We start from the raw sequence: 14,015 nt of genomic DNA, 5'->3' as shown, positions 1-14,015 counted from the left end.
TGAATTGTCCTCAATTTGTAGGCCGCATTTGTATGGAAAGTGTACAAATGTGTACCTGATTGTCGAATATGCCACTTGCGCGCCGCGCTCCACTACAATACGCGACAAAATGGCGGCGCGGAGGGACGATGCAACGTGTAATGCTGGTGGAGGATGATGCGCGGCTTGCCGCGCTGGTCAAGGAATACCTCGATGAATACGACTATGCGGTCGATGTGGTGACGCGCGGCGACCAGGCCGTGGCGCGCTTTCGCGACCTCCAGCCCGACCTGGTCATACTCGACCTGACCTTGCCCGGCGTCGATGGCCTGGTGGTATGCCGCCAGCTGCGCCAGCTCAGCGCCGTGCCCATCCTGATACTCACGGCGCGCGAAGACACTTTCGACGAAGTCTCGGGCCTGGAGCAGGGCGCCGACGATTACGTGAACAAGCCGGTCCAGCCGCGCGTGCTGCTGGCCCGCCTGCGCGCGCTGCAGCGGCGCGGCAGCGCTGCGGGCGGCAGCGACATCGTCATCGGCCAGTTGCGCGTGTCGCGCGAAAACCGCGCCGTGCACTGGCGCGGGCAGGAGATCGCCATGAACAGCGCCGAATTCAAGCTGTTCGCGATCCTGGCCGACGCCGCAGGCAAGGTCATGTCGCGCAACGAGATCCTCGTGCGCATGCGCGGCATCGAGTTCGATGGCCTCGACCGCAGCATCGACAACTGCATCTCGCGCCTGCGCCGCAAGTTCGACGACGGCGGCGCGGAACGCATCAAGACGGTGTGGGGCGAAGGCTATCTGCTCACGCCCTCCGCCTGGGAATGAACCGTCTTTTCTGGCGTTTCGCGCTGCTGGTGGTGCTGGCCATCGCGCTGGCCAGCTGCGTCATTTACTTCACCTTCAGCCGCCTGTTCGGCGATCCGCTCGAGCACATCGCGCGCGACCAGGCCGCCGGCCAGATCTTCCTGCTGGAGCAGTACATTGACCAGGCGCCCGCCGACGAATGGCTGCCGCGCCTGAACAAGGTGCGCGAAGTGTCGGACGTCGCGCTGGAGCTCCAGCCTTTGTCCGCCGTGCTGCCGGCGCTGCCTGCCGAGGGGCGCGCGCAGCTGCTGCGGGGCGCCGTCGTGATGGACGTGGGCGGCAAGGCTTTCTATCGCCGCGTGGACGCCACGGGCGCGCGCTATGCCGGCAGCGAGGACGATGTGCTCCACGCGCAAAACCTGCCCATCGACGTCGGCCAGGCCCTGCGCATGGAGGCGATCCGCTTTGCCGTCATCGCGCTATGCCTGCTGCTGCCGCTGGGCTGGTGGACGCGCGCACACGGGGGCGGCCTGGCCGCGCTGTCGCGCATGGCCGACGATTTCGGGCAAGGCGACCTGGCGGCGCGGGCGCAGGTCAAGCCGGCGTCGAGCATCGCGCCGCTGGCCGGCCGCATCAACGAGATGGCCGAGCGCATCGGCGCCCTGCTGGAAGCGCGCCGGCATTTGCTGCTGTCGGTGTCGCACGAATTGCGCACGCCGATCGCGCGGCTGGAATTCGGCCTGGCGCTGCTGGACGAACGGCATGGGGGGCTTGACCCGGCCCTGCGTCGACGCATCGACGCCATGGGCGCCGATGTCGGGGAATTGAAAACGCTGGTCAACGAATTGCTGGGCCTGATGCAGCTCGATCACGCGCAAGCCTTGCCGCGCCAGCCGTTTGCCGTGGCGCCCTTGCTGCGCGACTGCATGGCGGCCATCCTGCCGCGGCAAGTGGACGCCTGCATCGCCGATGACCTGGGCGAATTGCGCGGCGATCCCCGCCTGCTGGCGCGCGCCATCGGCAACCTGCTTGGCAACGCGGCCAAATATGCCACCGCGCGCATCGCGCTGTCGGCCGTGCGCGAAGGCGATGCGCTGCGCATCGTGATCGAGGATGATGGCCCCGGCATTCCCGCCGGCCAGCGCGAACAGGTATTCGCCCCGTTCTATCGCCTGGCCCGCGAACAGGACCATGCGGCCGCCGGCCACGGCCTGGGACTGGCGATCGCCGCCAGGGCCGTCGCGCTGCACGGCGGCGCCATCGCCATCGACGACTCGCCGCTGGGCGGCGCCCGCTTCACGACTTATATTCGGGCCTGAGCACCAGCCGGCGCGGCGCGTCTCTGGCGCTGCGCCATGTACGAGCTGCCCATCGACGCGGCCATGATCATGGCAATCGCCAGCCATTGCCCGGCGCCCAGCCGTTCATCGAGCAGGATGTACGCGAGCATGGCGGCGACGGCCGGCTCCATGCTGCTCATGATGCCGAACGCTTGCGGCGTCAGCCGCTTCAGGGCCACCATTTCCAGCGAGATCGGGATGGCGCTGGAAATGAGGGCCACGCCCAGACCCACGGCCAGCACGACGGGCGAGAGCAGGGCGGCGCCGCTGTGCATCACGCCGACGGGCACGACCACCAGCGCGGCCATGGCCAGGCCCAGCGACACGGAGTGGCCCGCATGCAGATGGCTGGCGCGCTTGCCGAAGACGATGTACGAAGCCCAGCAGACGGCCGCGCCCAGGGCGAACAGCACGCCCGTGGGATCGAGCTTGCTGACGTCGTGGCCGAGCGGCAGCAGCAGCGCCAGTCCCGCCACGGCCAGGGCCACCCAGACGAAGTCGAGCGGGCGGCGCGAAGCCAGCAGGGCCACCGCCAGTGGGCCGGAAAACTCGATCGCCACGGCGATGCCGAACGGGATCGTGCGCAAGGCCATGTAGAAGCACAGGTTGGTCAAGCCCAGCGCCCCGCCGTACAGGGCCACCGTGCGCAGGTCGGCACGGCTCAGCTGCCAGCGCCACGGGCGCCAGAACAGCAACAGCAGCAAGGCGGAAAAGCCCACGCGCACGGCCGTCGTGCCCTGGGCGCCCACGAGCGGAAACAGGCTGTGCTTGGCCCATGACGTGCCCAGTCCCAGGCAGGTGACGGAGCCGAGGATGGCCAGCAGGGGAATCAAGGAAGAATAGCGGCGTAATGGCATGGTGATAAAAGGCTTGATATCGGAATAGCGAAAGTTTATTGTGTCTGATCCGAGTTTTGCACTGCATTTTGACCTTCATGACGCAACTTTCGCTCACGCCTTCCATCACGCTCGATACCTTCGACCTGGCCATCCTCGACATCTTGCAGCGCGATAACACGACTTCGCAGCGCGAAATCGCCCAGGCCGTGCATCTGTCGGCGCCGGCCGTGCAGCGGCGCATCCGCCGCCTGCGCGAGAGCGGGGTGATCCGCAAGGAAGTGGCCGTACTCGACGCAAGCCGCGTGGGCCGACCCCTGATCCTGACGGTGGAAGTGCATCTGCACGACGAGCACCCGCAGCGCACGGCCGGCATGCGCGCGCGCATCATGGCCGAGCCTGCCATCCAGCAGTGCTACGGGATTACGGGCGAGGCCGATTACCTGCTGATCATTACCGCCAGCAGCATGGCCGAATACGAGGCGCTGACGGAGCGCCTGTTCGGCGGCGACGACAATATCCGCCGCTACCGCACGTCGGTGGCACTGACTTGCCTGAAGATGGGCCTGCACGTGCCGCTGGGGTAGGACTTGCTACTCTTCGCGCTCGGCATCGCGTTCACGGCAGCTCAATGAGGCGTAATGGCCCTTGGGCAGCCGGGTCCTGATGGCCACCTCGCTCAGTGCATGTTGCACATCGACGGGGTCGGTCAGGGTGCAGCGCTGGGCGCTGGCGAATGCCTGCAGGTTCTGCGTGCTGCCGCGTACCTTCACCGTCACGCCGGCGCCGGGGCTCACGCAGCAGCCTATGTATTGCGTGATGTATTCCTCTTCGATGAGCACCAGTTCATGTCCCATGAAGCGGGCCGGTTTCTTCAGCAGGTAGTAATCGGTGTAGTCGAAGCGCTGGTCGGGGCGCTTGCCCATGTAGCCTTCGCGCACGTAGGCGGCGATGGCCTTGCCGGAAGTGCCGACTCTGTCCGTCGTGCCTTTTTTCAGGTGCAGCGCATGCGCCAATTCCGTTTCCAGCGCGGGATCGGCAACGGCGCTGGCGCAGCAGGCGGCCAGCAAAAGAGCGCCGAGCAGGCGGCTGCTGCGGCATTCAGGCATGGGGTGGATTGCTTGCATATATTTGATGCGAATTTGACGCGAAGGGGAGATGGGGCGCAGTGTAGCCCACGCCGGCCTGTGTGCGTGGCACAATGCGTGGATCCGCACGCCACGTGCCACTGACCCCAGGACTTTCATGACCCGCGCCATCCTCGACCAAGCCCAGATCCATCCCGCCGCCCGCCCCCTGATCGGCAGCAAGCACCAGGACATCGTGCGCGAAGTGCGGGCGGCCATCGCCGCGCACCAGGTGGTGGTGGTCGGCATGGCGCTCAATCCGTTTCCGCGCAAGGCGCGCAAGATCCTCGACGTGCTGGGCACGCCCTACCAGTATCTGCAATACGGCAGTTATGTGAGCCAGTGGCACCGCCGCAATGCCCTGAAAATGTGGACGGGCTGGCCGACGTTTCCCATGGTCTTTGTCAACGGCGTGCTCATCGGCGGCGCCAGCGAGCTGCACAAGCTCGTGGAAAATGGCGAGTTCAGCGCCATGCTGGCAAAGAAAGTGCGCGAGTTTTAAGCGTGGCAGGGCAGGCAGCTAGCGTGCCTTGATCTGGCCAAAACTGATGAGGGCGCCGATGCCGAGTGCGGCGCCTGCCAGTAGCAGCGCGACATGCATGCCGGCCAGCAGGTGTGCCGCGTCGCCAGCGACCAGCGAGCCGAATACTCCGACGCCGATCACGCCGCCCGTCTGGCGCGCGGCGTTCAACGCGCCAGAGGCGATCCCCGTGCGCTGCCTGTCGGCAGTGGCGAGTACGGCCGTCGTCATGGCGGGAACCGTCAGCGCGACACCGACCCCGGCCGCCAGCAGCGGGCCGACGATGACGCCATACGGCGTGGCCGCGCCAATGCCGGCCAGCGCCAGATAACCGCAGGCGGCCAGTGCTTGCCCCATCACCATGGGCAGGCGGGGGCCGTAGCGCGCCGTCAGCCGGCCAGACAGCAGATTGGCGAGCGTGACCAGCGCCGTCATCGGCAGGAAAGCCAGCCCGGTCATCAATGGCGTATACCCCTTGGTCGTCTGGAAGAACAGGCTGAGCACGAACATCAGGCCATAGTAGGCGAAGTTGGTGAGCAGCCCGACGCTGCAGGAAGCGCTCATCACTGGCGAGCGGAACAAGGCAAGCGGCAGCATCGGGTCGGTGCCCCGCGCTTCGACCAGGATGAACAGGGCGCCGGCCACGACGAAGCAGGCAAAACCGGACAGCACCAGCGGGTGCGTCCAGCCCAGTGCGCCGCTTTCGATAAAACCGAGGGTGAGTCCGCCCAGCGCGAGAATCGCCAGCGCTTGCCCGCCCAGGTCCAGGCCCCGTCCCGCTGACTTTGAACCCGATGGCGCGTAGGCCAGGGTCACGCAGATGCCGACCAGCCCCAGTGGCAGGTTGAGCAGGAAAATGCTGGGCCAGTCGAAACGGTCGACCATGATGCCGCCCACCACGGGCCCGGCCGCCAGCGCCAGGCCTCCCACGCCCGCCCAGATGCTCACGGCGCGCGCACGCGCGGCCGCTTCCGGAAAGCTGGCGCTCAGCAAGGCCAGCGAGGCGGGCACGCACAGCGCCGCCCCCACGCCCTGGGCGACCCGGCCGGCAATCAGGGCGCCGATGGTGTCTGCCATGCCGCAGGCCAGCGATGCCACGGTAAACAGGGCAAAGCCCATGATGAAGATGCGCTTGGCGCCGTAACGGTCGCCGATGGCGCCGGCCGTCAGCAGCAGGCTGGCAAGGACCAGGGTGTAGGCGTTGATGATCCACTGCAAGCCGGTCACGTCGGTGCCCAGCGATGCCTGGATGCGTTCCAGCGCCACGTTGACGACCGTGACGTCGAGGATGACGAGCACGAAGCCCAGGCTGGTGGCGAACAGGGTCAGGCGTGGCGATAAGGTGTGCCGCGGTGTCAGGGTAGGCATGAGGAGGAAGTCCCGAAGAGAGTGCTCTGGTTGATGGGAGTCGTCGCGAAAAACGCCGACTGGTTCCGCTCTCATTGTATTGCCTTGAAAAATTAGATAAACTGGATTTTTATTGTTTGACTACCTAGAAAATATTGATAATGGATATCTTCAAGGCGATGACCATCTTTATCCGTGTCGTCGATACGGGCAGCTTGACGGCCGCGGCGGCGCAATGCGAGCTGTCGCCCACGATGGTCGGCAATCATTTGCAGGCGCTGGAGGAGCATCTCGGCACGCGCCTCATCAACCGCACCACGCGGCGCCAGCACCTGACGGAATTCGGCAAGGCGTATTACGAACGCTGCATGGAGATCCTCGGCCTCGTCGGCGATGCCGAGGCGCTGGCGCTGGAAACGCAAAGCAGCCCCAAGGGGAGGCTGCGCGTGACCGCCTCCGCGACATTCGGCACGGAACGGCTGATCCCCGCGCTTGCCGACTATACGGCGCGCTATCCCAAGGTCGATATCGATGTGGTCATCACGGACACCGTGGTGGACCTGGCCGAGGATGGCTTCGAGGCGGCTATCCGCCTCGGCAACCTTGGCGACCAGCACGGGGCCGACCTGGTGGCCCGCCCGCTGGCGCCGTATCAACTGATGCTGTGCGCCGCACCGGCGTATCTGGCGCAGCACGGCGAGCCGCGGCGGCCCGAGGATCTGGCGCAGCACAATTGCCTGGCCTATGCCTATTCCTCACGCTCCGAGTGGCGTTCGACGCAGCCATCCTGGCGCATGACGGGGCCGCAGGGCGACATCAGCGTGCCGATTGCGGGCCGGATGCGGGTCGACAGCGCGCAAGGTTTGCGGCGGGCGGCGCTGGCCGGCATGGGGATCGTCATGTTGCCCGAGATTATGCTGTCACAGGATATCGCCGATGGCCGTCTGGTACGCCTGCTGCACGGCTACACGCCGCCCAGCCGGCCCTTGCATCTGATCTATCTGCGCGACCGGCGCATGTCGTCCAAGCTGCGCAGCTTCGTCGATTTCGTGGTGGAGCGGTTTGGCGCGGCCTTATGAACGCGGCCTGTTTTGAGGCGTGCGCAGCGGGTCGAGCAAGCTGCGCAAGTCGTTGTGGTCGAGCTCGTACATGAGGGCGATTAAGCTGCCCAGTTCGCCCGAGGGAAAGCCCTCGCGCGCGAACCAGCCCAGGTAGTGGCCCGGCAAATCGGCCAGCAGCCGTCCCTGATACTTCCCATATGGCATTTCGCGCGTGAGCAGCAGCGCCAGTTTTTCTGAATTCATGGTGGTAACCCCGTATCGATGCGGCCAGTGTAGCAGACCATCGCATTGTTGAGCTGTGCGCAAGTATCTTCTGCCCAATGAGGTATTTTTCGGAATAAAGAAAACCCCGATACTGCATGCCAACATCATTGATCGGAGTTTGCCATGCCCATTGCCTTGCTCGCGCTGACCCTCAGCGCATTTGCCATCGGAACCACCGAGTTTGTCATCGTCGGGCTGTTGCCCACCATCGCCGCCGACCTGGGCGTCAACCTGCCGTCGGCCGGCCTGCTGGTCAGCCTGTATGCGCTGGGCGTGGCCGTCGGCGCGCCCGTGCTGACGGCACTGACGGGCAAGATCCCCCGCAAGACCCTGCTGTTGTCGCTGATGGTTTTGTTCACCCTGGGTAACTTGCTGGCGTGGAAATCACCGGGCTACGAAACCCTCGTCGTCGCCCGCATCCTGACGGGGCTGGCGCATGGCGTGTTCTTCTCGATCGGCTCGACCATCGCCACGTCATTGGTGCCGAAAGACAAGGCGGCCAGCGCGATTGCCATCATGTTTACGGGCTTGACCGTGGCCCTGGTGACGGGCGTGCCGCTGGGCACCTTCATCGGCCAGCATTTCGGCTGGCGCGAAACCTTCCTCGCCGTCTCGGCCCTCGGCCTGGTGGCGTTCATCGGCAGCCTGCTGTACGTACCGTCGACCATCGCCCACAGCAAGCCCGCATCGCTGTTGCAGCAAGTGCAGGTGCTGGGCCAGCCGCGCCTGCTGCTCGTGTACGCGATGACGGCCGTCGGCTACGGCGGCTCCTTCATCGCCTTTACCTACCTGGCGCCGATCCTGCAGCAAGTGTCGGGTTTCAGCGCCGGCGCCGTGGGCGTGGTGATGCTCGTGTACGGTATCTCCGTGGCGTTCGGCAATATCTGGGGCGGCAAGCTTGCCGACAAGAAGGGCCCCGTCAGTGCCCTGAAACGGATCTTCCTGCTGCTGGCGTTTGTTTTGCTACTGTTGACCTTCACGGCGCCGCATCCGGTGCTCGTCGTTATCACCGTGCTGCTGTGGGGCGCCGTGGCCTTCGGTAACGTGGCCGGTTTGCAAGTGTATGTCGTGCAGCAAGCCGAACATTTCACGCCCCGCGCCGTGGACGTGGCCTCGGGCCTGAACATCGCCGCTTTCAACCTTGGCATCGCCGGCGGCGCCTGGGGCGGCGGCCTGATCGTCGAACACCTGGGCCTCGTGCACACGGGCTGGATCGGCGCGCTCGTCGTGCTCGGTGCCTTCGGCTTGACGGCCTTGAGCGGCCGGCTGGATCGTTTGCACCCGATTCCCGTACGGGCTGGCGGTGAAAAGTCGATCCATGCGGTAGGGCACTAAGCTAGCCCGGTCTGCCGGTAAGTTTCTGGCAGAAAACATCAAAACGGGCGAGAATGACGTTTACTTTTCTCTCGCCCCTATTCCCCATGTCCGATACAGCAATCTCACCGCTACGCCTGCGCACCGCCATCAATCCGAAACCGCTGGGCGTCGCCCTGTTGCTCATCGTGCTAGGCGCCTGGTATCTGGCGCAGAGCGTCGGCATCAAGCAGGCCGCGCTGTACGTGGTGGGCGCCTTGCTCGGCATCACCCTGTATCACGCGGCCTTCGGTTTTACGTCCGCCTGGCGCGTTTTCATTGCCGATGGGCGCGGCGACGGCTTGCGCGCACAAATGCTGATGCTGGCCGTGGGCGTGGCGCTGTTCTTCCCTGCGCTGTCGGCCGGCACCCTGTTCGGCACGCCCGTCGCGGGCCTCGTGTCTCCCGCCGGCACCTCGGTGATCTTTGGCGCCTTCATCTTCGGCATCGGCATGCAGCTGGGCGGCGGTTGCGCGTCCGGCACCCTGTACACGGTGGGCGGGGGCAGCACGCGCATGCTCATCACGCTGGCCGCTTTTATTATCGGCTCGGTGATCGGCACGGCGCACATGCCGTTCTGGACGGCGCTGCCGCAACTCCAGCCCATTTCCATTGTCACCAGCCTGGGCCTGGTGCCCGCGCTGGCGCTGAACTGGATCGTCTTCGCGCTGATCGCCGCCATCACGGTCTTCGTTGAAAAACGCCGCCATGGCAAGCTGGTCGCCACGCCATTGCGCCCGGCACAGGCCTCGCCCTGGCTGCACGGCCCGTGGCCGCTGGTGGCGGGCGCCGTCGCCCTCGTCGTGCTGAACTTCGCCACACTGGCGCTGTCGGGCAAGCCGTGGGGCGTGACGTCCGCGTTTGCGCTGTGGGGCGCGAAAGCGGCGTCCGTGGTCGGCATCGACACGGCCAGCTGGGCTTACTGGTCGACCAAGGCCAACGCGGCCGCGCTGGCCGCGCCGCTGACGCAAGACAAGACGTCCGTGATGGACATCGGCATCGTGCTGGGCGCCATGCTGGCGGCGGCGCTGGCCGGCCGCTATGCGCCCGTGTGGCGCATCCCGCGCCGCTCGATCATTGCCGCCATCGTCGGCGGCTTGCTCCTCGGCTACGGCGCGCGCCTGGCCTACGGCTGCAACATCGGCGCCTACTTCAGCGGCATCATCTCGGGCAGCCTGCACGGCTGGCTGTGGCTGGTCTGCGCTTTTCTGGGCAACGTCGTCGGCACGCGCCTGCGTCCGTGGTTCGGCCTGGAAGTGGAGCGGGTGAAGCCTGGCGCTTGCTGATGGTGGGCTTTGCTGTATATTGCTGCCCCTGTTCCTCTTTGCCGCCAGCGCAACGTCCATGTCGCCCCTCATCCTGTTTGCCGTCGTCTTCGCGTATTTCCTGATCCTGTTGGGCGTGGCATGGCGCACCTCGCGCCACGCCACCAACGACAGTTTTTTCATCGGTAACAAGAACAGCAACTGGATGCTGGTGGCCTTCGGCATGGTGGGCACGACACTCACGGGCGTGACCTTCATCAGCGTGCCTGGCGCCGTGGGCAGCAACGGTTTCGGCTACATCCAGCTGATGATCGGCTATGTGCTCGGTTACCTGGCCATCACCTTCATCTTGCTGCCGCTGTACTACCGGCTGCAGCTGACCTCGATTTACCGCTACCTTGAACTGCGCCTGGGACGGCGCTCCTACCAGAGCGGTGCGGCGTTTTTCATCGTGTCGCGGCTGCTGGGCGCCACGGCGCGGCTGTACTTGGTGGTCAATATCCTGCAAGCGACCATCCTCGACAGCCTGGGCGTGCCGTTCTGGCTGACGTCCTGCGCCGTGCTGCTGCTGATCCTGCTCTACACGTATGAAGGCGGCGTGAAAACCATCGTCTGGACCGATACCCTGCAAACGGCGTGCATGCTGGCCGGTCTCGTCATCTGCAGCGTGTTTTTATTGCGCGAGATGGACCTGTCCCTAGTCGACAGCCTCGAGCGCATGCGCGCGCAAGGCCTCACGCGCATCTTTATCGTCGACCCGGACAGCCCCGCCTATGTCTGGAAGCACATCGTGGCCGGCATGTTCATCACGATCGCCATGACGGGCATGGACCAGGAAATGATGCAAAAGAATATCTCCGTGCGGACCTTGCGCGATTCGCAAAAGAACATGCTCAGCCTGACCGTGGTGCTCACGGGTGTGCTGCTGCTGTTCCTGTTCCTCGGCGGCTTGCTGCACCTGTATGCGCCGCTGGCCGGCTTGACGGCCACGGGCGACAAACTGTTTCCCGCTGTCGTGCTCGGGCATTTCCCTGCCGTCGTGCAGCTGATCTTCTTTATCGCCCTCATTTCCGCCCTGTTTCCCAGCGTGGACGGGGCGCTGACGGCGCTCACGTCCACGTTCTGCATCGATATCCTCGGCGTGCAGCGGCGGGCGGACTTGAATCCGGCCGCGCAGATGCGCTGGCGCCGCCGCGTCCACCTGGGGTTTGCCGCGCTGTTCTTGATCCTGATCATGGCCTTCAAGTGGCTGGACGACCCCAGCATGATAGGCGTGATCCTCAAGCTGGCCAGCTATACCTATGGTCCGCTGCTGGGCCTGTTCGCCTTCGGCTTATTGAGCCGGCGCGGCGTGCGCGACCGCTGGGTGCCGCTGGTGGCCGTGGCGGGGCCGCTGCTGTGCGCGCTGGTCGAGCAGGAGCAGGCGCGGCTGTTCGAGCATTACCGCATCGGCCTGGAATTGCTGATCCTCAATGGCGCCCTGGTGCTGGGCGGCCTGTTCCTCATTTCCACGCCGGCGCCAGTGCATGCCGAAGGCCAGGCACAGTTGTCAAAATAAGACGATTCAAGCCGTTTTCAGTTATATTGGTTTCCTTTAGGTATATAACCTCACGGAGCATCAATGTCACTCAACCCCTTCCCGCCGCTGCGCCGCGGTTTCGGCGCATTCTGGCGCGCGCTTGACGCCACCCGCCGCGCGGTCATCAATCTGATTTTCCTGCTGATCGTCATCGCCATCCTGATCGCCATCTTCGGCGGCGGCGCCAAGCCCCTGGCGGAAAAGACCACCCTGGTGCTGGACTTGCAAGGCCCGCTCGTCGAGGAAACGCCGGGCGGCGTGCGCGAAGCCGTGCTGGCCAACGTCAGCGGCGAAGTCAAGAAAAGCGTGCAGCTGCGCGACGTGCTGGCGGTGCTCGACACGGCCGCCAAGGACAAGAACATCGGTTCCATGGTGATCCTGCTCGACGAGTTGCAGGGCGGCGGCTTCGCTTCGCTGCGCGAAGTGGCGGCCGGCGTGGAACGCTTCCGCGCCACGGGCAAGAAAGTGACGGCCTGGGGTTCGAGCTACAACCAGCGCCAGTATCTGGTGGCGGCCAAGGCCGACGAGGTATTCCTGCACCCGATGGGCGGCGTCATGCTCGAAGGCTTTGGCCGCTACCGCAATTACTACCGCGACGCGCTCGACAAGGTGGGCGTGACGGTCAACCTGCTGAAAGTGGGCACGTATAAAAGCGCGGCCGAGCCGTTCATCGCCAACGGCCCGTCCGACGCGGCGGCCGAAGCGGACCGCTACCTGAACAACGGCCTGTGGACCACCTATACGACGGACGTGGAAAAGGCACGCAAGCTGCCGGCCGGCGCCATCATGCAAACGATCGACAATCTGCCCGCCATGATGACGGCCGCCGGTGGCGACATCGCCAAGCTGTCGCTCAACGGCAAGCTGGTCGACGGCCTGAAAACGCGCGATGAACTGCGCCAGTTCATGATGGCGCGCGGCGCGAAGAACACGGAAGGCACGAACTTCCGCCAGGTGAACTACACCGATTACCTGGCGCGCCTGCGCCCCGTGCACGTCGGCGACGCCGTCGGCGTGGTCATCGCTTCGGGCGAAATCGGCGACGGCATCGCGCCACCGGGCGCCATCGGCGGCCTGTCCACCTCGCGCCTGATCCGCCAGGCGCGCGAAGACAAATCGATCAAGGCCGTCGTGCTGCGCGTCGATTCGCCTGGCGGCAGCGCCTTCGGCTCGGAACTGATACGCCGCGAACTGGAACTGACGCGCGCCGCCGGTAAACCCGTGGTCGTCTCGATGGGCAACGTGGCCGCTTCGGGCGGCTACTGGATCAGCACCTCGTCCGATGAAGTGATCGCCGACGCGGCCACCATCACCGGTTCCATCGGCGTGTTCGCCATCCTGCCGACGGCAGACAAGGTGGTGGAAAAGCTGGGCATCCACACGGCCGGTTCGCCGACCACCTGGCTGGCTGACGCGGGCAATCCATTGCGTCCGCTCGACCCCCGTTTCGCCGAAGTGATCCAGGGTTCGATCAACCACGTGTATGGCGACTTCCTGGGCCTGGCCGCCAAGGCGCGCAAGACGACGCCGGAAAAGATCAATGAAGTGGCGCAGGGCCGCGTCTGGACGGGCTTGCAGGCGAAAGAGCGCAATCTGGTCGACCGCATCGGCAGCTATGGCGATGCGCTGGCCTCGGCCGCCAAGCGCGCCAACTTGGGCAGCGACTACCGCGTGACGTATATGGAGCAGGAAACGTCGAACGTGGACCGTCTGATCGGCATGTTCGGTTCCAAGGCCATGGCGTCGCTGGGACTGGGCGAGCACGTGAAGCTGGGCCTGGCCACGACCGGCTTGCCGGCCGATGCGGCGCTGGGCATGGCGCAGGATATCTCCTGGCTGACGGGCATCACGCGCGAACATAAACCGTTCATGGCCCTCACGCACTGCCTGTGCGAGGTGCCCTTGGGCGGCAAGTAAGGCAGAGGGCCGGGGTCGGACCCGCCGGGTCCGACCCCATGCAAAAGGGGTAAGGCATGGCAAGCGACATGAGTACACACACTGACAACGCGATCACCATCCGCCCTTGCGCCAAGGGCGACGAACAGGCGCTGGCCCTCGTGGGACAAGCCACTTTCCTGGAAGCGTTCGCCGGCATCCTCGACGGCGCCGACGTCATCGCCCATTGCCAGCGCCAGCACGACGTGCAGCTGTACCGCGACTGGCTGGCGCTGCCGGCCATGCGCCTGTGGCTGGCCGAGGCGACGCCAGGCGGCGCGCCCGTCGGCTACCTGGTGCTCAGTCCGGCCAGCCTGCCGGTGGCGGACCCGCGCCCGAACGACCTGGAAATCAAGCGCATCTACCTGCTGCACCGTTTCCAGGGCCAGCACGTGGGCCAGCGCCTGATGCAAACGGCCGTCGAGCAGGCGCGTGCCAGCGGGGCAGGGCGCGTGCTGCTGGGCGTGTACGCGGAAAACCACGATGCGCTGGCCTTCTATGCGCGCTGCGGCTTTGCGCAGCTGGGCCGGCGCACCTTCCGCGTGGGCCGCACCGACTACCAGGATGTCATCCTCGGCATGACGCTGTAAGCGCAAACGGCCT

The 14,015-nt window shown here is 65.5% G+C and carries 14 protein-coding genes; 10 read left to right on the top strand and 4 right to left on the bottom strand.

Annotated features, from left to right (window positions below):
* The first annotated feature begins 128 nt into the window (after positions 1–128).
* Entirely contained in the window at positions 129–806 is a 678-nt protein-coding gene (locus BLU39_RS03695; protein ID WP_092710009.1) for a response regulator, read from the top strand.
* Positions 803–2,104: an ATP-binding protein gene (locus BLU39_RS03690; RefSeq protein ID WP_092710006.1), complete on the top strand. Its 1,302-nt coding sequence runs from the start codon at positions 803–805 to the stop codon at positions 2,102–2,104. The genes BLU39_RS03695 and BLU39_RS03690 overlap by 4 nt, the downstream gene beginning before the upstream one ends.
* On the opposite strand, the gene BLU39_RS03685 is transcribed toward BLU39_RS03690, so the two are convergent.
* The gene (locus BLU39_RS03685; RefSeq protein ID WP_092710003.1) at positions 2,089–2,982 is read right to left on the bottom strand and encodes an EamA family transporter; all 894 of its coding nucleotides are present in this window, start codon (positions 2,980–2,982) and stop codon (positions 2,089–2,091) included. The genes BLU39_RS03690 and BLU39_RS03685 overlap by 16 nt on opposite strands.
* Before the next feature lie 77 nt (positions 2,983–3,059).
* Here BLU39_RS03685 and BLU39_RS03680 point away from each other — a divergent pair, with 77 nt between their 5' ends.
* Positions 3,060–3,548 (top strand): Lrp/AsnC family transcriptional regulator, encoded by a 489-nt coding sequence (locus BLU39_RS03680; protein WP_092711253.1) that lies wholly within the window; start codon positions 3,060–3,062, stop codon positions 3,546–3,548.
* A gap of 6 nt (positions 3,549–3,554) precedes the next feature.
* Here the strand turns inward: BLU39_RS03680 and BLU39_RS03675 are convergent, their stop codons facing one another.
* Positions 3,555–4,070, bottom strand: coding sequence for a hypothetical protein (locus BLU39_RS03675; protein WP_092710000.1), 516 nt, complete (start codon positions 4,068–4,070; stop codon positions 3,555–3,557).
* Positions 4,071–4,206: 136 nt separating this feature from the next.
* Between BLU39_RS03675 and BLU39_RS03670 the strand changes: the two genes are divergently transcribed.
* Positions 4,207–4,590, top strand: a complete 384-nt coding sequence (locus tag BLU39_RS03670; RefSeq protein ID WP_092709997.1) for a glutaredoxin — start codon at positions 4,207–4,209, stop codon at positions 4,588–4,590.
* Between the two features lie 18 nt (positions 4,591–4,608).
* On the opposite strand, the gene BLU39_RS03665 is transcribed toward BLU39_RS03670, so the two are convergent.
* A complete protein-coding gene (locus tag BLU39_RS03665) occupies positions 4,609–5,976 on the bottom strand; it encodes an MFS transporter (RefSeq protein ID WP_254788882.1) in 1,368 nt (455 codons plus the stop codon).
* Positions 5,977–6,116: 140 nt separating this feature from the next.
* Between BLU39_RS03665 and BLU39_RS03660 the strand changes: the two genes are divergently transcribed.
* Positions 6,117–7,034: a LysR family transcriptional regulator gene (locus BLU39_RS03660; protein ID WP_175539206.1), complete on the top strand. Its 918-nt coding sequence runs from the start codon at positions 6,117–6,119 to the stop codon at positions 7,032–7,034.
* Here the strand turns inward: BLU39_RS03660 and BLU39_RS03655 are convergent.
* On the bottom strand, positions 7,029–7,259 hold the full coding sequence (locus BLU39_RS03655) for a DUF3820 family protein (RefSeq protein ID WP_092709988.1): 231 nt from the start codon (positions 7,257–7,259) through the stop codon (positions 7,029–7,031). The two genes, BLU39_RS03660 and BLU39_RS03655, sit on opposite strands and share 6 nt — an antisense overlap.
* Before the next feature lie 144 nt (positions 7,260–7,403).
* Between BLU39_RS03655 and BLU39_RS03650 the strand changes: the two genes are divergently transcribed.
* The 5 genes from BLU39_RS03650 (at position 7,404) to BLU39_RS03630 (ending at position 14,002) form a co-directional block, all read left to right on the top strand.
* Entirely contained in the window at positions 7,404–8,615 is a 1,212-nt protein-coding gene (locus tag BLU39_RS03650; RefSeq protein WP_092709983.1) for an MFS transporter, read from the top strand.
* Between the two features lie 86 nt (positions 8,616–8,701).
* A complete protein-coding gene (locus BLU39_RS03645; protein WP_092709980.1) occupies positions 8,702–9,919 on the top strand; it encodes a YeeE/YedE family protein in 1,218 nt (405 codons plus the stop codon).
* A gap of 58 nt (positions 9,920–9,977) precedes the next feature.
* The gene (locus tag BLU39_RS03640) at positions 9,978–11,456 is read left to right on the top strand and encodes a sodium:solute symporter (protein ID WP_092711251.1); all 1,479 of its coding nucleotides are present in this window, start codon (positions 9,978–9,980) and stop codon (positions 11,454–11,456) included.
* A gap of 63 nt (positions 11,457–11,519) precedes the next feature.
* Positions 11,520–13,394, top strand: a complete 1,875-nt coding sequence (gene sppA / locus BLU39_RS03635) for a signal peptide peptidase SppA (protein WP_092709977.1) — start codon at positions 11,520–11,522, stop codon at positions 13,392–13,394.
* A 68-nt stretch (positions 13,395–13,462) separates the two neighbouring features.
* A complete protein-coding gene (locus BLU39_RS03630) occupies positions 13,463–14,002 on the top strand; it encodes a GNAT family N-acetyltransferase (protein WP_092709973.1) in 540 nt (179 codons plus the stop codon).
* Positions 14,003–14,015: the final 13 nt, after the last annotated feature.

The sequence above is a fragment of the Janthinobacterium sp. OK676 genome (assembly GCF_900103595.1).
Classification (GTDB): Bacteria; Pseudomonadota; Gammaproteobacteria; order Burkholderiales; family Burkholderiaceae_D; genus Janthinobacterium.
The sequence above is the reverse complement of the archived record's forward strand: the minus strand, read 5'-3'. Positions and strand labels throughout refer to the sequence as shown.